Annotated in this window: 19 protein-coding genes; 8 read left to right on the forward strand and 11 right to left on the reverse strand. The window is 38.2% G+C overall.

All coding sequences use genetic code 11. From position 1 onward, the window contains the following. Window positions 1-155 precede the first annotated feature (155 nt). Window positions 156-833, forward strand: coding sequence for a competence protein (locus HDC90_RS14480; RefSeq protein WP_221451856.1), 678 nt, complete (start codon window positions 156-158; stop codon window positions 831-833). 209 nt (window positions 834-1,042) lie between these two features. Here HDC90_RS14480 and HDC90_RS14485 read toward each other — a convergent pair whose 3' ends face one another. Next, a complete protein-coding gene (locus tag HDC90_RS14485) occupies window positions 1,043-1,243 on the reverse strand; it encodes a hypothetical protein (RefSeq protein WP_184467546.1) in 201 nt (66 codons plus the stop codon). Window positions 1,244-1,479: 236 nt separating this feature from the next. Between HDC90_RS14485 and HDC90_RS14490 the strand changes: the two genes are divergently transcribed. After that, the gene (locus HDC90_RS14490; RefSeq protein ID WP_255497670.1) at window positions 1,480-2,124 is read left to right on the forward strand and encodes a Crp/Fnr family transcriptional regulator; all 645 of its coding nucleotides are present in this window, start codon (window positions 1,480-1,482) and stop codon (window positions 2,122-2,124) included. Window positions 2,125-2,250: 126 nt separating this feature from the next. Next, on the forward strand, window positions 2,251-2,835 hold the full coding sequence (locus HDC90_RS14495) for a molybdenum cofactor guanylyltransferase (protein ID WP_184467550.1): 585 nt from the start codon (window positions 2,251-2,253) through the stop codon (window positions 2,833-2,835). On the opposite strand, the gene HDC90_RS14500 is transcribed toward HDC90_RS14495, so the two are convergent. The 7 genes from HDC90_RS14500 to nirB form a co-directional block, all read right to left on the reverse strand. Beyond that, window positions 2,830-4,311, reverse strand: coding sequence for a rubredoxin (locus HDC90_RS14500; RefSeq protein WP_184467552.1), 1,482 nt, complete (start codon window positions 4,309-4,311; stop codon window positions 2,830-2,832). The two genes, HDC90_RS14495 and HDC90_RS14500, sit on opposite strands and share 6 nt — an antisense overlap. A 3-nt stretch (window positions 4,312-4,314) precedes the next feature. Continuing rightward, window positions 4,315-4,818 carry a nitrate reductase associated protein gene (locus HDC90_RS14505; RefSeq protein WP_184467554.1) on the reverse strand — a complete coding sequence of 168 codons (504 nt, stop codon included), beginning with the start codon at window positions 4,816-4,818 and terminating at the stop codon, window positions 4,315-4,317. Between the two features lie 294 nt (window positions 4,819-5,112). Beyond that, the gene (locus HDC90_RS14510) at window positions 5,113-8,664 is read right to left on the reverse strand and encodes a nitrate reductase (protein ID WP_184467556.1); all 3,552 of its coding nucleotides are present in this window, start codon (window positions 8,662-8,664) and stop codon (window positions 5,113-5,115) included. A 42-nt stretch (window positions 8,665-8,706) separates the two neighbouring features. After that, a complete protein-coding gene (locus HDC90_RS14515) occupies window positions 8,707-10,074 on the reverse strand; it encodes an MFS transporter (protein WP_184467558.1) in 1,368 nt (455 codons plus the stop codon). A 38-nt stretch (window positions 10,075-10,112) separates the two neighbouring features. Beyond that, complete coding sequence (locus HDC90_RS14520; RefSeq protein WP_255497671.1) at window positions 10,113-10,508, reverse strand: hypothetical protein; 396 nt, start codon at window positions 10,506-10,508, stop codon at window positions 10,113-10,115. Between the two features lie 59 nt (window positions 10,509-10,567). After that, window positions 10,568-10,915 (reverse strand): nitrite reductase small subunit NirD, encoded by a 348-nt coding sequence (nirD, locus tag HDC90_RS14525; protein ID WP_029276048.1) that lies wholly within the window; start codon window positions 10,913-10,915, stop codon window positions 10,568-10,570. Between the two features lie 37 nt (window positions 10,916-10,952). Then, the gene (gene nirB, locus HDC90_RS14530) at window positions 10,953-13,466 is read right to left on the reverse strand and encodes a nitrite reductase large subunit NirB (protein ID WP_184467560.1); all 2,514 of its coding nucleotides are present in this window, start codon (window positions 13,464-13,466) and stop codon (window positions 10,953-10,955) included. Between the two features lie 252 nt (window positions 13,467-13,718). Between nirB and cobA the strand changes: the two genes are divergently transcribed. After that, window positions 13,719-14,483, forward strand: coding sequence for a uroporphyrinogen-III C-methyltransferase (gene cobA, locus HDC90_RS14535; RefSeq protein WP_184467562.1), 765 nt, complete (start codon window positions 13,719-13,721; stop codon window positions 14,481-14,483). A gap of 200 nt (window positions 14,484-14,683) precedes the next feature. On the opposite strand, the gene HDC90_RS14540 is transcribed toward cobA, so the two are convergent. Next, window positions 14,684-16,033 carry an alpha-L-fucosidase gene (locus HDC90_RS14540; protein WP_184467564.1) on the reverse strand — a complete coding sequence of 450 codons (1,350 nt, stop codon included), beginning with the start codon at window positions 16,031-16,033 and terminating at the stop codon, window positions 14,684-14,686. 193 nt (window positions 16,034-16,226) lie between these two features. On the opposite strand from HDC90_RS14540, the gene HDC90_RS14545 reads away from it, so the two are divergent. Beyond that, window positions 16,227-17,078 carry an SDR family oxidoreductase gene (locus HDC90_RS14545; RefSeq protein ID WP_184467566.1) on the forward strand — a complete coding sequence of 284 codons (852 nt, stop codon included), beginning with the start codon at window positions 16,227-16,229 and terminating at the stop codon, window positions 17,076-17,078. Between the two features lie 33 nt (window positions 17,079-17,111). Beyond that, window positions 17,112-17,930, forward strand: a complete 819-nt coding sequence (locus tag HDC90_RS14550; protein WP_184467568.1) for an ion transporter — start codon at window positions 17,112-17,114, stop codon at window positions 17,928-17,930. Window positions 17,931-17,978: 48 nt separating this feature from the next. On the opposite strand, the gene HDC90_RS14555 is transcribed toward HDC90_RS14550, so the two are convergent. After that, on the reverse strand, window positions 17,979-18,290 hold the full coding sequence (locus HDC90_RS14555) for a hypothetical protein (protein ID WP_184467570.1): 312 nt from the start codon (window positions 18,288-18,290) through the stop codon (window positions 17,979-17,981). 182 nt (window positions 18,291-18,472) lie between these two features. Between HDC90_RS14555 and HDC90_RS14560 the strand changes: the two genes are divergently transcribed. Next, the gene (locus HDC90_RS14560; protein WP_184467572.1) at window positions 18,473-19,069 is read left to right on the forward strand and encodes an FMN-dependent NADH-azoreductase; all 597 of its coding nucleotides are present in this window, start codon (window positions 18,473-18,475) and stop codon (window positions 19,067-19,069) included. 123 nt (window positions 19,070-19,192) lie between these two features. Here HDC90_RS14560 and HDC90_RS14565 read toward each other — a convergent pair whose 3' ends face one another. Then, complete coding sequence (locus tag HDC90_RS14565) at window positions 19,193-19,432, reverse strand: PleD family two-component system response regulator (protein ID WP_255497676.1); 240 nt, start codon at window positions 19,430-19,432, stop codon at window positions 19,193-19,195. A gap of 415 nt (window positions 19,433-19,847) precedes the next feature. Between HDC90_RS14565 and HDC90_RS14570 the strand changes: the two genes are divergently transcribed. Then, complete coding sequence (locus HDC90_RS14570) at window positions 19,848-20,162, forward strand: hypothetical protein (protein ID WP_138821271.1); 315 nt, start codon at window positions 19,848-19,850, stop codon at window positions 20,160-20,162. The last annotated feature ends 233 nt before the right edge of the window (window positions 20,163-20,395 follow it).

Genomic DNA, 20,395 nt, shown 5'->3' on the forward strand with positions numbered 1-20,395 from the left:
GATGTAGGAATTATAAAAAAGTTGCATGAAGGATTAACTTTTTTATAATTATCCAAAATATATTTCTTTTTGGCAAGATTTAATTTTTATGCTAAAAAATTTAGTTTAAATTTGTGTTTCCCTAATGAATTGTTTTTCTATCGTACAGCAGGAGAATGGATAATAGTGAAATAAGAAAAGATATCCACCGTGTTGAAATTGTTCCGGATGTTTCTTCACTTAAAAAGGAATATTACCGAAAAGAAACGGTGTGGCACCGAGATTGGAAGTTGGCTTTTCCTCCATCCTTTAGAGAGGTTGCTTTTTATGATGCTGCCAATTCTGGTATTCATAGAGCTGATATATTTACACCATCAGGTTATACCATCGAGTTTCAAAATTCTCCGATAACGCTTGCCGAACTCAACAGCAGGGAGGCTTTTTATCCAAATTTGATATGGGTATTAAATGGTAAAAAATTCAAAGGCTTTAAAATATTGAAGCATCTGCCTGATGTGGATGATCCGAAACTAAAGGATTATGAGTTCTGTCATTCCGATCACCTTTCTATGGTTAGGAAAACGGAGCTAATACAGGAGGTACCCCATCCAAAAATACTTAATTTTTACCATCCAGAACTTCAAGGGGTTAAATTCACTTCTAACTTATATTCTTTTTGTTGGAAACAACCGCATAGTGTATGGTATCTAGCTACGGCTAAAATTATTGTCGACTTAGGTGGACATTTTTTATACGAACTAAAACAGCGCAAACAATTAAATGGAAATTATGCATATCTAAAAATGTTGAAAAGAAAAACCTTTATCGATTGGCATACCCCGCCAGAAACTTAAGATAAATAAAGAATTGTGAATCCTAAGGGATAATTTATTGCATAAAAATTAATATGAATAACAGGAGGATATTGATCTCCTCGAGAAATCGTCCATTGCGAGAAAGCTTTTTCAGCCGATGGAGCAATCTTTATAACAAGGATTGCCTGTATGAAAGATTGCCTCGTCGTTCCTCCTCACAATGGCGACATCTCTTTTTTTAAAATGCTTTACAATTTTACCTTTTTAGCTTTTGGCTCAGGTTTTTCTGGTAATTGTATCGATAAAATTAAATCTATGCTTTCTGAATTGGTTTCGTAATCGGTTGCAATCTTTTCCCATCTTTTTAATTCTGCCTGTAAAGTTTCGATTTCCTTACCTAATGATTCGATCTTATTCTGGATTGATTTTCTAACGTTTGTATTTGCCATAACACAAAATTATGATTTGAGGATGTATCTTTAAACTCCTTTATGCAAAGCCTGCGTATAAAAAATGCTAAGTGTTCTAATTCAATGAGTTTTATTCTCATAAAATTTTCAACAATAGTGAAGAACTGCCAAATTTGTTTGCGATAAGGTAAAATTATCTAATCATTTGTTACTTTTACCCAACATCCCTTGTAAATATGAAGAAAAATAGTAGCTGCGATCTTAAAACCTGCTTTATGTGCAAGCTCACATTAAAAGAGTGGCATCCTGCTATCGAAAGCCATAAACGAAATTTTATCGCTAAAAAGGGGGAAGTAATTATCAAGGAGGGCGATCCGGTTAGTGGTGTTTATTTTGTTACTTCGGGTAATGTAAAAGTGCATAAACAATGGGGCGATAAGGAACTGATTTTACGTTTTGCAAATGATGGAGCCATAATTGGACATAGGGGAATCAGCAGCAGCATTTCTACCTACCCAATTTCAGCAACTGCTTTAGAAACCACCAAACTTTGTTTTGTAAATATCGATTTTTTTAAAACCACCATAAAAGTAAACCAGGAATTTGCCTACGGTTTATTAATGTTTTATGCTGATGAACTGCACGCTTCAGAAAAGAAAATGCGTAATTTAGCTTTAATGTCGGTTAAAGGAAGGCTTGCTGTGGCTATTTTAGGATTGAGAGATCAGTTTGGATTAGATGCCGAAGGATTTTTAAATTTAGCACTAAGCCGTCAGGATCTGGCCGCTTTTACCGGTGCCACTTATGAAACCGTTTTTAGGACCATGAACGAGCTGTTAGCAGAAAAGTTAATAATAGTGAAAGGAAAGCAAATTGGTATTTTAAACGAGGCTGGACTAACAGATTTGAGTAGTAAATAATTAAGGTTTATAATTTTAATTTTTTAAGATTCGTTGTGGTCAGACTGAGCGTAGTCTAATTGTCTTTTAAAAACATTTATTTCGCTCGGCTTAACTCATAAATAGTTTTTTAATTATTGATATTATATGTTGGGAATCATTTTATGTGGTGGACATAGTTTACGGATGGGCACTGACAAAGGTTTGCTCAATCACAAAGATAGATTATGGGCACAAGCAGCCTGCGATAAGTTAAGCTCGCTTGATCTCTCGATAAAATTTTCAGTTAATCCATCGCAGCAAGAAACCTATACAGGTTATTTTGGGTATGAGCAGTTGATTGTTGACGATTCTTCGCTTGATATCAAAGGACCATTATTGGGGGTGCTTTCTGCGCACTTATCAAATCCTGAGGAAGATCTATTCTTATTAGCCTGCGATATGTTGTTGATGGAAACCAAATTGCTGGAAGAGCTAATCCATTCGTTTAAGACTGACGACGCTTTCCAGGCTTATATTTTCACTAAAGATGATCAGCAAGAACCCTTATGTGGGATTTATAAAGCTGAAGGTTTGAAAAATATTATACACCTGCTTCAAACTGACGGTTTGGTCAAACACAGCATGAAATACATTTTAAGTAATTTACAGGTTTGCGAAATTGCCATTGAGGATCAGGATTATCGTTATTTCGGTAATTTTAACTCCCATACTGAAATAAATGACTTATAACAATTGCAGGGCCGATTGATCAATTTTAGTAAAATCCTCTTTCTCTCCTTCACAAAGCACGCAACAATAATCTTCTGGTAAATCTTTAAAAGCCGTACCTGGGTTAATATTATTATCAATTTCGCCTATGCGCTCGTTGTATACCGTTAAACAATTGTTACACTGGTATAAAAACTCGCCATCTTTTTTTATCGTTTCTTCAGTTTGAAAGTGCTGTTTTTGATTACCTGTTTTAATTGTATTTAAACGGTATTTATAAAATTTAAATATCGAACGCCTTACTTGTTCTGGTAATAAAAAGCCAGGATTACTCCTGCTAAAAATTTCACCCGTACGCTCGTTGGGGTTAAAATCCTTCGCACAGAGGATATCGTAAACAGGGAGTAGTTTTAAACCCAATATATTAATCAAATGGCGTTTCTGGATCAGGATGCTACTGAAAACCTCACTTTTTTTGCGCGTTTTAATGCCAAAGCAGATTCCAAAGGTCCTGGTATCATCAATGCTTAAATGTTTAACAAGGAAATTTTTTAACGCTAAGCCCTCGCTACAATTGTCTTCCACCTGAAAGTTAAGTTCGTTGGCCGCATGTCGCATATTGATCTCAAATTCTTCGAGCAGGCCATTCCAAAGACTTTTATCTTTTTCATCAATTCCTTTTATAATAATGGTTTTCCAGGAGGTGCAGCACAGCTGACCGAGTTTGGTATCTAAACAAAGCAGGCAGAGTTTCTTTAAAAAAGCAATGCTGAATAACTCATCGCGCCTATAAATGCCCAACCAATATTTGTTGTTGTACCGGTTTAAGCCTTCGTAATAAGGCAGGTTAAACGAAGATAGGGATACGGTGTTTTCGGCAGTTTTAAGAATGAAATTGTCTTGATCTAAAAGTGCAAAGAGCTCTTCACCGTTGGCTTGTGGATTATCTACAAACTGTGACTGATTGTTTTTGATAATACCCTCCAGCGCTTTGGTAACCTGTGCAATATGGTTGGTGTAACAAAGCTGATTCCATTCATAAGTTACATTGGTTTTTGGAAACCGGATAATCAAATGCCAATAATGTTCAGATTGCGAAGAGGCAATCCAGTTGATATTACCCGTTAACATGGGAGTAAAACTTTGATCGCTATCACAGATATTGACTTTAACGGAAGGTTTAAAGTCAATATCATCTAAAATATCTTTGTATACCCCTTCCGTAAGCCAGGTTTTACGGATAAAGATCTCTTCAGCAGGATAAGAACTGATAATATTCGGGAAATTATTAGTGTCTACTTCATAATCAACCCCTAGCTTATCCATTTCGTCTGTAAATATAGCAATATTGTAGGTTGTAGTATCAATCAATAACTGTTGGCGGAGGCCAAAACGAACATATTGGATCCTCGCTTTTGTTGCCGCAACCAGGATGTTATACAGATTGCCTGGTGATATGATGCCGCCTGGAAAGTTAATGATGATAGTTTGATACATGGTTTAACTATTTAGAAGTCCAAATTCTGCTACTGCCTTTGGGAAATTTTTGTTTTCGTGCCCTGGTCTGCATAGTTTTAAAAGCGCAAACCTTTGGATATTAGTGAGTTTTTGCCATTGGTTTAAGGAGAGCTGCAAAGCTAATTCTGTCGCCTTTTCTCTTAGCATTGTAGGGATTTGATGTAGGTTTCCCCAATCAGGCAGCGGGTCGATAGCTAGCGTGGTAGCTTGATTTCCTGTATATTTGGTAATCAGGCCAATCAGAAATTGATGGTACTTATCTGTTTGTTCCTGAGTTGAAACCGGTAATAAGGCCAATTGGATTCTTTCTGATGGATGAAATTTGCTCCATTCAGCCAATTTTAATTTTATTCCTGCTGCATCCATTTTAAAACGCACAATCATCGGGATACAACGCACATTTTCTTCAATAAAATCTTCTTCGAACTTAAAATATTCAATCCCTTTAAGGTTTTTAAATTCTGAAGGACCAAGTTTAACTTTCATCACTTTGTTTAATTTTAAATATTCTTTAACAATCTGTCGTCATTCCCGAGCAGGCGAGAATCTTAAAGCTTATTGTATTACAATTCCCAGTTGTTTACTAATGACAATTTTCAAAAATCGATCGTCATTGCGAGGAGGAACGACGAAGCAATCTTTCCAACCTATGATAAAGATTGCTTCGTCGGCTGAAAAAGCCTTCTCGCAATGACGACCTCCCTAAAAAAACCTGTCATCAGAACCCCTTTATCTTTTTCTTAAAACTGACTGCAAGGGATCACGAACTGCCAAAATCTATCATTTCTCTACTAAAACCTGCTTAGGTTCCGTTTTTAATACATTTACAAAAGAATCTAATATGGCTTTCACCTCGGGCCTGCAACTACCACAGCCCATTCCGGCACCTGTTAACTGGCAAAGCTGCAAATGATCTTTACAGCCATCCTTAATTTTATTGATCAGGTTGCCTTCGCCAACATTGTTGCAGCTGCATACGGTTTTGCCGATAATAGGTTCGGTTGCTTTGCCACTTCTTAATAATTGAAGCCGCTTTTCGCTTAGCTCCATTTTATTTTCGATCAGGTTGCGGAACTCCAAAAAATCACTTTTATCGCCAATTAATATGGCCCCAACCAGCTTATCGTTGTGTACTATACATTTTTTATAGTAGCGCTTGGCTTTATCGATAAAAACAATTTCCTCATAAGTAGGGTCGTTGTTCGGTATTTCGGCCAAGCCTAATGAACAAAGTTCTAAACTGTGCATTTTAAGGATATTCATGAGTAGGCTTCCCTGGTAAAATTTAGCAATATCTCCACAGAGAAACCGCGCTACTATTTCAGCCTGTTGTTCTGCTGCTGCGGTAATGCCATATAATTGACCCTTAAATTCGGCAATTTCCCCAATGGCATAAATGTCTTTTTCGTTGGTTCTCAGGTACTCATCAACCACAACACCTCTTTTACATTCTATACCTGCTTCTTTAATCAGTTCGGTATTCGGAACAGTGCCTATGGCAATTACTAAAGATTCACAATCGATTAATAAACCGCTTTTTAAGCGGATGCCCGAAATGCTTTTCTCTCCAATAATGCGGTCTACTTCATCATTATAAAAAATCTCAATGCCTTTACTGATCAGTTCTTCGTGTAGTAATTGGCTGCCCAATGCATCCAACTGGCGACCCATTAATCTCGATATCCGTTGGATAATCGTCACTTTTGATCCGGTTTCAGCCAAAGATGTAGCCAATTCAATCCCCAATAAACCGCCACCAACAATTACTACTTTTCCATTTGTAGTATCCACATGTTTTTTAAAACTGTCGGCATCATTCCGGCTGCGCATGGTAAATATGCCGTTTAATTCCGGGATATCTTTAAGCACAAAAGCCCTGCTTCCAGTGGCCAGAAGCAGGATATCGTAATGGTGGGTTTGGCCATCGCTGTCGGTAACTGTTTTATTTTCTTTGTTGATTTTTTCGATACCTAGTCCCCGGTGTAGTTTAATTCTGTAATCGGTTTCCTCGCTATCACTCATTTTAATGAGGTTATGCCAGGGCAAAGTGCCAATAATATAATCGGGGAGAAGCACCCTGTTGTAAAAAGGGAAATTTTCTTTGCTAAAGATCTCAATATCATCTTCGTTATTTAAAGCCCTATAGCTTTTAACAAAACCACAGGCACCAGCGCCAGCTCCGATAACAATTATCTTTTGCCTGGCTTTTTGGTATAATTTTACTTCTACAGCACTAAATTTAAAATCGGGTTCTTTGCTTTGCGGATCAACGAGGTTATTGGTGAGGTTATTCACCCGGTTTAAGTCACTTTTTAAGATTTTACCCCAGTGCATGGGCATAAAAACTACGCCGGGTTTAATATCTTCCGAAAATTTTGCTTTTACACGAACATTTCCACGTAAACTGGAAATTTCGATGATGTCATTGTCTTTAATATTCCGGGTTCCGGCATCAATTGGGTTGATCTCTAAAAAAGATTCGCTAATATGCTGGTTTAGTTTATTTACCTTGCCTGTTTTGCTTCGGGTATGCCATTGATCTCTGATTCTTCCGGTGGTTAAAATCAGTGGATATTCTGGTGTTAAAGCTTCCGATTGATTTTGATCATCAAATGATAAAATATTGGCTTTTTTATCAGGTGTATAAAACCGGTGATCGGTAAATAACCGGGCTGTTCCGAATGCTTTTTCTTGTTTAGGATAGGGCCATTGAACGGCTCTTTTTTTCTTTAAAATCTCGTAATTAAGTCCGCTGATATCGATATTGGTGCCTTCGGTGAGGGCTGCGTGCTCATTGTATATTTCGGCTGCGCTTTTAAAATCAAAACCATGATAGCCCATTTTTTTTGCAAACAGGCAGATGATCTCCGAATCTGGCAAGGCTTCTCCGGGCGCTTCTGTTACTTTGCTGAGGTAGGAGATGTATCGGCCCGCATTGGTCATGGTACCTTCTTTTTCTACCCAGGCAGCAGCGGGTAAAACTACATCAGCGTATTTTAGCGTTTCTACTTTGTTGCTAATGTCCTGAACAACTACAAACTTCGCTTTTTTTAATCCTTCTTCAGCTACACGAACATCTGGCAGGCTAATCAGCGGATTAGTACATAAAATCCATACCGCTTTGAGCTTTCCGGTATTCAGTTCATCGAACATCTCTGTTGCTGTTAAGCCCGGTTTGGATTGAATGGTCCCTAATGGGATCTTCCAAAATTTCTCAACCTCATTCCTGTGGCTTTCGTTAGCTAAAACACGGTGTGCAGGCAATAAATTACTTAAACCGCCAACTTCTCGTCCACCCATGGCATTTGGTTGCCCGGTGAGTGAAAATGGTCCGCTCCCGGGTTTGCCAATATGGCCGGTAATCAGGTTTAAGTTAATTAATGAAAGGTTTTTATTGGTACCTACCACACTTTGGTTAAGCCCCATAGTCCACATGCTGATAAAACCTTTTGCATTGCCGATGTAAGATGCAGCCAAGCGGATATCACTTTCTTCGATGCCGCAAATAACTGCTGCTTCGGCCAGTGAGGTTTCGAAAACGGTAGCATGGTATTTTTCATAACCATTGATGCTGTTGATGATAAAATCAGTGTCGATTTTTCCATCTTCAATTAAACATCTGCCAATGGCATGGTGAAGGGTAATATCGGTGCCTGGATTGAGTTGCAGATGGACATTGGCAAGCGAGCAGGTCTGCGTTTTTCGCGGATCGCTTACAATGATCTTTAGGTCTGGATTTTTTTGCTTTGCGGCTTCAACACGGCGCCAAAGGATAGGATGGCACCATGCTGGATTTGCGCCCGCAACAAAAATACAATCGGCTATCTCAATATCATCGTAACTAATGGGTACGGTATCTTCCCCTAAGCTCATTTTATAACCAACAACCGCACTGCTCATACATAAGCGGCTGTTGGTGTCGATATTATTGCTGCCGATAAAACCTTTAATCAATTTATTTACAACGTAATATTCTTCCGTTAAACATTGTCCGCTTGCATAAAAAGCCACACTATCGGGTCCATGTTTTTTAATCAGTACTTTGAAAACGGCTGCTGTTCTTTCTAGTGCGGTATCCCAGCTTACCCTTTGGAGCGGCATGTTTTTATTGTAGCGCATTTCGGGGTAAAGCAGCCTGTCGCTTTTGTCATTTGCCGTGTAATGAAGATTCATGCCTTTACTGCACAACATGCCCTTGTTTACAGGATGGTTTTTGTCTCCTTCAACAGTTATCCGTTCATGGACATCTTTATTTACCACAATACCACAGCCTACGCCACAATAGCAGCATGTTGTTGTATTATTTAGCGATATATTCTTTTCTTCTTTCAAATGATCAACGATATTTTAGGTAGATTTTTACTTTTTGTATGGCTATTTGCTCGGTGTAAGTACAAGATCTTCTATCTCCGCGCTTTTCTGTGCCATAATGGTTCTGAAAATAAAGACAGCAATGCCAATTCCGAGAATGATAAAACCAAGAAAAGTAAAAGCACTGGTATAATCGATCAGGTCTTTTTGAATAGTATGCCCGTTTTCGATTATATTTTTAGTAGCATGACCAGCTTTGGCTTTAAACATAAATGCAATAAGCATAGCGCCGATATTTCCACCAGCACCTACAATGCCTGCCACACTGCCAACTGCAAGTGGGTTAATGAAAGGAACAAGGCTGTAAGTTGCTCCGTTAGCCATTTTTAAACTTAGCCCAAAAACGAACATCATAAAAATAGCCATTCCGATATTGCCTGATTTTGCGAACCAGATCAGGCCAATTCCTTCTATCAAAAGCAATAGCGCAAGTAAAAGTGTTTTGCCGTCAAATCCCCAGATTTTACCGATTTTATCAGCAACAATTCCACCCAATGGTCTGGCAAAAACATTGATCCAGCCAAAAATACCTGCAACCATTCCTGCTATGGCAATAGTTGCGCCGAATGAATCGGTAAAAAAGATCGGCGCGAAGTTATCTACTGTGATTTCTACACCAAAACATGCGGCATAAGCAATGGTTAAAATCCACGTGCGGTAATCTTTTGCAGCGATTAAGAATGTGTTTTTGGTGCTTTTTATGTTTTCATCTTTTAAATCCTTAAAATCTCCCTGTGGGGTATCTAAAGTATAGCGGTGATATAAAAAAGCACAGATCAAAAGCATTACACCAGGAAAAATCATAGCATAACGCCAACTGTCTTCAGTGCTACAAAACCCCAAAGCGGTAATGCCTGATGCAATTAATGGCATAAATAAATTGGCAGCACCACCGCCTGCATTACCAAAACCACCTGCGGTTGCATTTGCGGTTCCTTTAATATTGGCTGCAAACATAATAGAAGTATGGAATTGGGTGATTACGAATGATGCGCCGATTACGCCAATGGCCAGGCGGAAAAGTAAAAACGAAGTATAAGAATGGCTGGTTCCGATTAACAGTACCGGAATGGCGCACAGCACCAAAAGCCAGGTGTAAATAAGCTTGGGGCCAAATTTATCAATTAGCCGTCCGATCAGTAAACGGGCAATTATAGTGGCTGATACAGATGCAATCTGGATGTTTCCCACCTGATCTTTGGTAAGGTGAAGCTGCTCTCTTGCAATCTTCATTAAAGGTGCCATGCCGAACCAGGCAAAAAAGCAAAAAAAGAAAGTTAGCCAGGTGATGTGAAAGGTTTTCATCTGAACACCTTTGAGCGAAAATATATTTAATTTATCTAGCGGTTTAGTAATGGAGTTTAGTGTCATGATGGTCTGTTTAAGCGTAAATAAATAAATGGTTTCTTTTAAAATTTATAGCCTAAACCTACGCCGACGTTCCATTCGCCATTTTTGACTGCGGTTTTAGGGTTGTAGTATAAGGGTACCTGCAAAGCTACATGGCGAAATGCCGTTGTTAAGCCAAAACCAAGGTTAGGGGTGAGGGCTGCATTTTTTGGCGCTCCGGCGGCAACTTTATCTTCTTTGATTCTTAAACTGGGTAACAATCCTAATAAAACGGTGTAAGGTTTTTTGCTGAATTTAATGCTCGGGCCTGTACAGTTTATAAAAGCGCCGTGATCAACATATCCGGCAACGATAGTACCATCGAATAAAACGGCTTTAGTTTGCGATTTAGCAGAAAAAAAGAACAAGGTAAGTGCAATGCAGCCTGTTATGGCTACATAATTAGAAATCTTCATGTCGGTTTGGTTTGGGTTAAATTTTTTAATCAGGAAAGTTTAAATCTTACTGGGTCAGGTTAAGATTTTGGTGTTGTACCAATGTAAACAGTTCCGTTTTCTATCTTTACAGGATAGGTTTTTATTGCGCATTCATCGCCGCTTAAGCATTCTCCGGTGCTCAATGAAAATGTTTTTTTGTGGAAAGGGCAGGCTACCTTAGGTTCATCGGTAGTAGACCCAATCATTCCGCGGCTTAATGCCATCTGTTTTTTATGCGGGCATTCATTTTGTGTGGCGTACCACTCATTTCTTCTGGTGAAATAGAAAAGTGCAATCTGATCTTCACCATGTTTTACGCATACGCCACCGTTCTCAATGGCATCCTCGACTCGGCAGGCCGCTAGCCAATTTGATTGTTCATTCATAATTTTTGGGTTTTATAAGGTTTGTAAATATTATTGACTAAACTGTTTTCCATTCTGCGGTTCTTTTTTGTCCACGCATTTCAACAAATTCTATAGTTGGATCTTTGTCTTCTGGTGCATTTACAAAATGAGAGAAACGTTTTCTGATCGCAGGATTTTCTACAGCTTCCTTCCATTCGCATTTGTAAGCGGCGATTAAGTTTTCAATTTCATTTTCCCATTGGGCAGCCATTCCCAAGCTATCGTTAATGATTACATTCCGCAGGTAATCAATTCCACCTTCCATTTTGTTCAGCCAGGTTGCTGTTCTGGTAAGTGGATCGGCAGTGCGGATGTAAAACATCAAAAATCTATCGATGTATTTAATGCATGTTTCACTATCTAAGTCTGTTGCCAGTAAAAGGGCATGTTGCGGTTTACTACCCCCATTGCCACATACATATAAGTTCCAGCCTTTTTCGGTGGCGATAATGCCGAAATCTTTACTTTGGGCTTCTGCACATTCTCTGATACAGCCACTTACAGCTGATTTGAACTTGTGCGGTGCACGGATGCCCCTGTATCTTTCTTCAATCTGGATGGCGAAACTTACGCTGTCATGCAAGCCAAATCTGCACCAGGTACTTCCAACACAGCTTTTAACCGTTCTTAAGCCTTTTCCGTAAGCATGTCCGCTTTCAAAACCTGCAGCGATTAATTCTTCCCAGATAATAGGAAGATCGTTCAGGTGTGCACCGAACATATCAATACGCTGACCTCCGGTAATTTTGGTGTAGAGGTTGTATTTTTTAGCTACTTCGCCAATTACTATCAATTTATCAGGTGTAATTTCGCCGCCCGGAACCCTTGGTACCACAGAATATGAGCCGCCTTTTTGAATGTTGGCCAGAAAACGGTCATTACTATCCTGGGCAACATCATTTCCTTTTTTAAGGATCATTTCGTTCCAAAGACTGGCCAGGAGCGATGATACTAATGGTTTACATACCTCACAGCCATCGTTTTTACCTAAGGCATCCAATACTTCATCGTAACTTTTTAGTTCGTGGATGTGAATAAGGTCAAAAAGTTCCTGTCTGCTATAGTTAAAGTGTTCGCAGATTACATTTTTGATATACTTACCTTGTGATTTTAAGGTATAAGTCATCAAGTCTTTAACCATTGGCAGGCAGCCACCACAACCTGTACCTGCTTTGGTGCATTTTTTTAGGTCGTCGATGTTTTCGCAAGATCCATCTGCAACTGCCGAGCAGATATCGCCTTTGCTAACACCTTCACAGCTACAGATCAATGCACTGTCTGGTAAACCTGTAATTCCGGCTCCACCGGCAGGTTCGCTTCCGCCACGTGCACCCAGAATCAGTTCTTCAGGGTTTTCTGGTAATACAATCCGGTTATTAGAGGTTTGCAACAGCAGGTTGTAAGCTGTTGCATCTCCAATTAATATACCTCCTAAAAGGTATTGCCCGTCATTACTAACATTTATTCTTTTATAAACGCCTTTGTGTTTGTTTTCGAAGATGATGGTGCGACAATCGGGTTCGGTAATAAAATTATCACCAAAACTGGCTACATCGATACCGATCAGTTTGAGTTTGGTACTCATATCAAACCCTGTGAAAGTTTTATCGCCTTCGCAAAGGTTTGCAGCCAGCACCTCGGCCATTTCGTAGCCAGGAGCAATTAATCCGTAAATCATTCCATCGTACAAAGCGCATTCGCCGATGGCAAAAACAGCTGGATCACTGGTCTGCATTTTTTGATCAACAACAATTCCTCCGCGTGGACCAACCTCGATACCGCAGGCCTTTGCCAGTTCATCACGTGGTTTTATACCTGCAGAGATAACAAGCATATCTACATCTAAAGCGGTATCATCGCTAAACTTTAGCGCGGTAATACGGCCATCGCCTTCAATACTTATAGTATTTTTGTTTAAGTGAATCTGTAAACCAAGATCTGCGAGTTTAGATTTAAGCATATCGCTACCTGCAGCATCAATTTGTCTTGGCATTAAGCGTGGTGCAAATTCGATAATGCTGGTTTTTTCGATACCCAGATCTATTAATGCTTTAGCAGCTTCCAATCCAAGTAAACCACCGCCGATAACCGAGGCTGTTTTGGCTTTTTGGGCATAACCGCTGATTAGGTCAAGATCCTCAATGGTACGGTAAACAAAAACACCTTCTTTCTCGATACCAGGGATATTGGGAACGAAAGCACCCGAGCCGGTTGCAAAAACAAGAATATCGTAATGATAATCAAGGCCATTGGCTGTGTAAACTTTTTGAAGTTCACGATCTATTTTAACGATTGGATTATTTAGGAAAAGGGTAATATTTTGCTCTTGATACCAGTTTTCAGTAGAGAGAGAAAGATCATCAGCAGTTTTTCCGTTAAAATATTCACTTAAATGAACACGGTCATAAGCTCTGCGAGGTTCTTCGCCAAAAACGATAAGATTAAAAGAAGAGGTTTTTGATCTCAGCTTTTCGCAGAATTTATATCCCACCATTCCATTTCCTATTACGATTATTTGTGGTTCTTTCATAAATCTTAAAGGTATTTTGTGTTTTGTTGGTTTGTGTTGGTTGTTTTTTGTTTTGGATTATTTGTTTTGTTGTTTTTTGTTGATGATAATCGATTAAAAAGTATATGTTTTAATATTTATATGATTTTTGATATTCAAATATAGGTTATAATTCAATTAAAAGTTGTTATTGTGTGATTTTTATCATAAAATATTTAATTTTTTAATAAATTTTCATCACTTTTATGTTTAAATAGTTAAATCATTAAAATTATGAATCAAAAAACTAACGATTTTGGACTTTTTATAATGGGTGGAGGTCCTGGAGATCCAGAATTAATCACCATGAAAGCTTTTAATGTGCTAAAAAGAGCAGAAGTTATTCTGTATGATAACTTAAGTAATGAAAAATTACTGGAAATTTCACCGAAAAGCTGCAAAATGATCTATGTTGGCAAACAACCTTATGGAAAATACACACCACAGGAGAAAATAAACGAATTAATTGTCGAAAATGCCCAAAATTATCAAGTTGTGGTGCGCTTAAAGGGTGGAGATCCCTTTATTTTTGGCAGAGGATTCGAAGAATTGATTTATGCGGAGGCCAGAGGCATCAAATGTCATTACATTCCGGGTATAAGTAGTATGCAGGGCGCAGGTTTTATTGATGTTCCTTTAACACATCGTGGAATCAGTGAAAGTGTTTGGATACTTACCGGAACCAAGAAGGACGGAAGTTTAACCAATGATTTAAAGTGTGCCATGAAAAGTTCGGCTACAGTAGTTATATATATGGGTATGAAAAAAGTTGGCGAAATTTCTAAAGCCTATTGCGATGCTGGTTTAGGAGATATGCCTGCAGCAATTATTCAGCACGCTACCTTGCCCAATCAAAAACAAGTGGTATGTTCAGTGCAAAATTTACAGGAATCTGCAGAACAAGCAGGCTTAACTTATCCTGCTATTATTATTATAGGTAATGTGGTGCAGGCTAAAGCTTATGCTAACCTAAATCAAGGAGAACTTTTATCAGCGTAGAAGGGCTCATTAGTTCATTTGTCTCTGATCATTACCACATTGGTTAATAGTTTATAGATTCACAGTTGATTGCATACGCGATAACTAAAATCATAACTCCCTTTAATCTTAATGGTCAGCCAAATAGATTACTGTCTAAATGTTGCCAATAAAAAAGCCCGCAAGGTTTAACTTGCAGGCCAATAATTAATATGGGTAGATTAATTTAAGCTTAATTCCATTACCGGGATTTCGAAGTCGGGTTTTTTCTTTGGTAGTTTTAATACCAAGGTGTTTCCAGTCGATTTTTCTGTATCAATCAGTATTTCAGAGTTGTCATGTAAAAACTGCGCATATTTCACCTTGTCTTTATATCCATCCAGAGTAATATAGCCCGTATTCGGATATTCGAACAAATGCACATACAGTTTTTTGGCGTCGTTATTGTAAGTGAGTTTTACTCCTTCGGGCGCTTTAAATTCGGTTGGCGCGAAAGTGCAATGGTAAATAGATTTTGAATTGGCGTGCATCCAAAGACTCAGACTATCTAAGGCTGTAACAGCTCGATTATCAAATTCGCCACGGGCAGTAGGACCAACATTTAATAATAAATTACCTCCATTGGCCACCGAAGTAATTAATAAATCCAATAATTTTCTATTGCTTTTCCAGGTGTTTTCATCACGATGGTATCCCCACGATCCTGAAAAGGTTTGGCATGTTTCCCAAACTTTTCCACGGTATTTTTCTAATTCTTTCGGACTCACCTGTTCGGGTGTTTCGAAATCTGTACCGTCTTCGTAATCGTTAAGATCCAGGCGGTTATCTACAATAATTTGTGGCTGCAGTTTTCTGATTTGCTTAAGCAATGCTACCGAACCCCAATCATCACGGCCTTTGCCATGTTTGCCAGGGTAAGAAAAGTCGGCCCAGAGAATATCAATTTTTCCATATTTGGTTAACAGCTCTGTTACCTGATCGTATAGATATTTGCGGTATTTGGCCATATCCCTGTTTTTATTTAGTGCTGCATATTCAGCTTCATTATCATTATTAGGTCTTAGGGGATGATACCTATCAACTGTAAAATCAGGATGGTGCCAATCTATTAGTGAATAATAAAAACCTATTTTGATGCCTTCTGCACGAAAAGCATCAACAAATTCTTTTACCAAATCTCTTTTGGCCTGCGTATTGGTTGCTTTATAATCGGTGTATTTGCTGTCAAATAAGTTAAAACCCTCGTGGTGTTTGGTGGTAAGTACTGCGTATTTCATTCCCGCCGCTTTAGCTTCTTTCGCCCATTTTTTAGGATCGAATAAATCTGGATTAAACTGATCGAAGTATTTCTGATACGTTTCGTTGGTAATGTGTTCGTAATTTCTTACCCATTCGTGGCGGGCAGGTAATGCGTACAGGCCCCAGTGGATAAACATGCCGAAGCGGGCATCCGTCCACCATTCCATTCTTTTCGTTTTTTGGTCAGCTGTTTCATTACCCAAACGCTTTTGGGCAAAGTTAGGCAAGGTTAAGCTTATGATGAATAAAGCTGTTAAGATTGTTTTTTTCATTTGTGGTTTCTTTTGGTTAGGATTGAAAAAGCTAATTTAGTAAGGTATATCCATCCAAAATGGTTGAATATGAGCAAAATATTAAGTTAAATTGGTTTAAATTCTATTGAGTATTATTGGGTTCTTAAAACTTTGCAAACGGTATGCTTGTTTAATTGGCAGTATTACGGAAGTTAATTTGACAAAACAAGCGATGAAAACTCAAAAAACAGCTGCCAAGCAAAACAAACAACCAGGAATAGAAGCTAAGATGGATCCAAGGCCTGAGGTAATTAAAGCCAACTACAGGGGAGCAGGAAAATTGAACGATAAGGTTGCACTAATTACCGGTGGAGATAGTGGCATTGGCCGTTCGGTAGCTGTTCATTTTGCAAGAGAAGGTGCAGATGTGGCTATTGTTTATTTAAATGAAGGTATTGACGCTAAAGAAACCAAACAAATGGTTGAAGCTGAAGGCAAAACCTGTTTGTTAATTAAAGGTGATGTTAAAAAGCCCGCGTTTTGCAAAAGAGCTGTAGCAGCCACAGTTAAAAAATTTGGGAAGATCAATATTCTCGTAAATAATGCTGGAATGCAGGTTCCGCAGAAAGATCCAAAAAAGATCGACGATAAACAATTGGAAGATACTTTCCGAACAAACATATTTGGCTATTTTTATTTTGCACACGAGGTACTGGAGTATTTTCAACCGGGAGATACCATTATCAATACCACCTCGGTAACGGCTTATCGTTCTTCGCCGAATCTGATCGATTACTCTTCAACAAAAGGAGCAATAACTTCCTTTACGCGTTCACTCGCTACAAATTTAGCCAAAACAGGTATTCGTGTAAATGCGGTAGCACCAGGTCCGGTATGGACACCCCTCATTGTATCTACCTTTGATCAGAAAAAGATCAAATCTTTTGGATCGGAAACAGCTATGGAAAGGGCAGGGCAACCCTCAGAGCTTGGCCCATCTTATGTATTTCTTGCTTCAGAAGATGCATCATTTATCACCGGACAGGTAATACATGTAAATGGCGGGGAAGTGGTAAACGGTTAATTTATTTACCTTTATCATCATTAAATCATTTCCATGGCATCACCTAAAGATTGGCGTTTTAAGCTTCACGAGGTTATTTACGAATCGAATACTCCTGCGGGTAAAGCATTTGATGTAGGTCTGTTGATTGCTATTTTTTCTAGCATTATTGTAGTGATGCTCGATAGTGTTGCCAGTATTCATCAACAATATGGCAAGTGGTTTAACATAACGGAGTGGATTTTTGCTGCACTTTTCACCATCGAATATATTTTAAGATTGGTCAGTATCAAAAAACCGATCCGATACGTGATTAGCCCTTTAGGGATCATTGATATGATTGCCTTATTACCATCTTACTTAAGTATATTTTTTATTGGCGCCCAATCTTTGCTGGTTTTTAGAGCGCTAAGGCTACTTCGTGTTTTCAGGATATTCAAACTCGGACATTTTTTAACGGAGATTAATTTCTTAACCCAGGCTTTAAAAAACAGTGTGCGTAAGATCAGCATATTTCTGCTCACTGTTTTAACCATCACTGTAATTCTAGGCTCTATTATGTATCTTGTAGAAAAGCGCGAAAATGGTTTTTCTAATATTCCCGAAAGTATTTATTGGGCCATTGTAACCATCACTACCGTTGGTTATGGCGATATTTCACCCATTACCCCATTGGGCAAATTTGTAGCCTCTGTAGTGATGCTGATCGGTTATGCCATTATTGCAGTGCCCACAGGGATTATTACTCATGATATCGCTGTCGCATCCAGGCATAAAAAGGAATTGCCCGAATCGTGTCCTGGTTGTAGTAGGGAAGGGCATGATAGCGATGCTTTGTTTTGTAAATATTGTGGGTCATCGCTATTTAGATAAAAAATAACAGACCGGTCATCAATCTGGCATTTCTTAACCGAAGTTGTTTTATAACATCTCGTTATCATCTTTATCGTAAGCATTTGGGTCTTTATCCAGCTCTTCAATGTCTGATTCGTTGTAACCGTTAATTTCTTCTTCCTCATTATCATCATCCTCTTCATCGTCAGGGCCATCAATTTGAGCATTCAATTTTGTGCCTTCGCCATCGGCAAATTGTACTTCACCTTCAGTATATTCATCATTTGCTAATGGGCTTATTGCATGCCCTTCGGCGGCATTTCCTTGCGAACGGTTGATCTGAAACTGTTCGATATTTTGAATTTCTTCTTTCGGTTGATTATTTTCCTGATTTTCCATGATATGTTTTTTATCATAAGAACAGGTTGAGCAGGAATTAAGTTTATAGAAAATTAAAATCTTAAACCTTTAGGGGGATACTGCTGCAACTATACTAAAGGATAGCGCTATCCTTTGATATAGTAATAACTTTTTGATAGTCAGTGTCTATAATTTTGTGAGACATAAAATAAAGGCAAAAAATGAAAATATTACATTTAATATCAAGCCCAAGGGGCGAAGCATCTTTCAGCGTTAAATTAGGAAATGCAATTGTAGAAAAATTACAGGTAGCTAATCCAGGTAGTACGGTAGCTACGCGAAACCTTACCAATACACCATTTCCACACTTAGAAGAGGTGCACATTAATTCTTTCTTTACCCCGTTAGAAAACCATACGCCCGAACTGGCCGAAGCAGTAAAACATTCAAACGAAGCGATTACTGAGCTAAAAAATGCCGATGCCATTGTAATTGGGGTGCCTATGTACAACTTTGGGCTTCCTTCTGCATTAAAAGCATGGGTTGATCACATTGCACGTGCTGGCCAAACGTTTAGCTATTCCGAAAATGGCCCAGTGGGACTGATAAAAGGTAAAAAAGTTTATCTGGCCATTTCATCAGGCGGTGTATATTCTGATGGACCAATGAAAGCTTACGATTTTACAGAATCTTATCTGAAATCGGTATTGGGTTTTTTAGGGATGATAGATGTAACCGCCTACAGGGTAGAAGGTTTAAGTATACCCAACCTGAAAGATGAGGCATTAAATAATGCCGTTGAAAGTATAATAATATAGCATCTTTTTTAGTGCCTGATTTCGTCATTGCGGAGAGAAGAATGATGAAGCAATCTTTCACATAGTCCTGCTGTAAAGATCGCTTCATTCAATGAAAAATTGGCTTCGCAATGACGATTTCCTTTAGTTAAGTAGATGTTTGTCTACCCTGTTTACAAAATCGTTCAGATCGAATGGTTTGTTAATGAAATCTTCTGCGTCACATTTAGCCTTAACTGCGTTCAGGTGGTTATTGGCTGACATCATCATTACTGGAATATCATGTGTTTTGATATTTCGCTTTAACACGTTACAGATATCCAGTCCGTTTCCATCAGGCAACATAATGTCAAGGATTACCATGTCTGGTCGGTGTTTACTCATTTAGAACCAAAAATCGTTGGTGTTTGAACACGTCTTTACCTCGTAAAGTTCTTCGATTAATAAGAATTCAATGATTTCTCTAATACTCGGGTTGTCTTCCACTACATAGATGCACTTTTTCATAAGCTCTACTTTTGTTATATGTATAACTGATCTAATTATCAGATGTTTAAGATAGTTATGCACAATGTTAGCGTTATTAACCTTATTGGTGGCGCATGTCATGCTTTTCTATAATTTTTACGTTGACTAAAAAAAATACAAAAATAAATTTTGATACTAATTTTTTTAGTATAGATTTGCTTTAGGAGAGACAGGATACAAGGCATATTATTTAGATAAATGCTTGTATTTAATTGATGATTTTAAACAAAAAGCTTATAGCTTGGTTTGTTTGTTGATATATTTTTTTTCTATGACCGTTACCGTTTTAGCCATATTCGAAACAGATTTTAGACCAGATCTTTCATTAGGTAAAATCATGAATGAAAGATTGAGGATTGCTGCTGCAGATTTGCAGGATATACATTTACAACATTTACATGCCATTGGGCAGCGTAGTGATGATTTGGTGGTTTATATCAGTTATAACCCAAAATATAAAATTAGATGGCGTGTAGTTAATGATGTGCCAGAGGATGTAGAAAACTTTGTCGCTCAAACCTGCGGTAATTTAGGTTATATCCACTGGAAAACGGCATCGATTAATGTTTTTAAGGGGAGTGAGTAAAAAAAGACTTCTATCGGGAGATTTTATAGCGGTCGTTATTCTTGTGTAAGCTGGAATCTTTATTGATAAATTTACTGTTACGATAAATAGAATTATAGAAATTAAAAATAAGTAGATAGTATGAAAGATGCTGAACTTAATTCACTGTTGTCCGGTTAAAATTGATTATTGAAGATAAATAAGGCTTATTGGCTAATTAAGGTTGTTTATGTTTTAAAATCTATTTCTAAGGT

It is taken from the genome of Pedobacter sp. AK013, from assembly GCF_014205835.1.
Classification (GTDB): Bacteria; Bacteroidota; Bacteroidia; order Sphingobacteriales; family Sphingobacteriaceae; genus Pedobacter.

What these genes read in the sequence shown, in the direction of transcription:
- HDC90_RS14480 (WP_221451856.1), top strand. Translation starts at nt 156, where the DNA reads ATGGATAATAGTGAAATAAGAAAAGATATCCACCGTGTTGAAATTGTT.
- HDC90_RS14485 (WP_184467546.1), bottom strand. Translation starts at nt 1,243, where the DNA reads ATGGCAAATACAAACGTTAGAAAATCAATCCAGAATAAGATCGAATCA.
- HDC90_RS14490 (WP_255497670.1), top strand. Translation starts at nt 1,480, where the DNA reads ATGTGCAAGCTCACATTAAAAGAGTGGCATCCTGCTATCGAAAGCCAT.
- HDC90_RS14495 (WP_184467550.1), top strand. Translation starts at nt 2,251, where the DNA reads ATGTTGGGAATCATTTTATGTGGTGGACATAGTTTACGGATGGGCACT.
- HDC90_RS14500 (WP_184467552.1), bottom strand. Translation starts at nt 4,311, where the DNA reads ATGTATCAAACTATCATCATTAACTTTCCAGGCGGCATCATATCACCA.
- HDC90_RS14505 (WP_184467554.1), bottom strand. Translation starts at nt 4,818, where the DNA reads ATGAAAGTTAAACTTGGTCCTTCAGAATTTAAAAACCTTAAAGGGATT.
- HDC90_RS14515 (WP_184467558.1), bottom strand. Translation starts at nt 10,074, where the DNA reads ATGACACTAAACTCCATTACTAAACCGCTAGATAAATTAAATATATTT.
- HDC90_RS14520 (WP_255497671.1), bottom strand. Translation starts at nt 10,508, where the DNA reads ATGAAGATTTCTAATTATGTAGCCATAACAGGCTGCATTGCACTTACC.
- nirD (WP_029276048.1), bottom strand. Translation starts at nt 10,915, where the DNA reads ATGAATGAACAATCAAATTGGCTAGCGGCCTGCCGAGTCGAGGATGCC.
- nirB (WP_184467560.1), bottom strand. Translation starts at nt 13,466, where the DNA reads ATGAAAGAACCACAAATAATCGTAATAGGAAATGGAATGGTGGGATAT.
- cobA (WP_184467562.1), top strand. Translation starts at nt 13,719, where the DNA reads ATGAATCAAAAAACTAACGATTTTGGACTTTTTATAATGGGTGGAGGT.
- HDC90_RS14540 (WP_184467564.1), bottom strand. Translation starts at nt 16,033, where the DNA reads ATGAAAAAAACAATCTTAACAGCTTTATTCATCATAAGCTTAACCTTG.
- HDC90_RS14545 (WP_184467566.1), top strand. Translation starts at nt 16,227, where the DNA reads ATGAAAACTCAAAAAACAGCTGCCAAGCAAAACAAACAACCAGGAATA.
- HDC90_RS14550 (WP_184467568.1), top strand. Translation starts at nt 17,112, where the DNA reads ATGGCATCACCTAAAGATTGGCGTTTTAAGCTTCACGAGGTTATTTAC.
- HDC90_RS14555 (WP_184467570.1), bottom strand. Translation starts at nt 18,290, where the DNA reads ATGGAAAATCAGGAAAATAATCAACCGAAAGAAGAAATTCAAAATATC.
- HDC90_RS14560 (WP_184467572.1), top strand. Translation starts at nt 18,473, where the DNA reads ATGAAAATATTACATTTAATATCAAGCCCAAGGGGCGAAGCATCTTTC.
- HDC90_RS14565 (WP_255497676.1), bottom strand. Translation starts at nt 19,432, where the DNA reads ATGAGTAAACACCGACCAGACATGGTAATCCTTGACATTATGTTGCCT.
- HDC90_RS14570 (WP_138821271.1), top strand. Translation starts at nt 19,848, where the DNA reads ATGACCGTTACCGTTTTAGCCATATTCGAAACAGATTTTAGACCAGAT.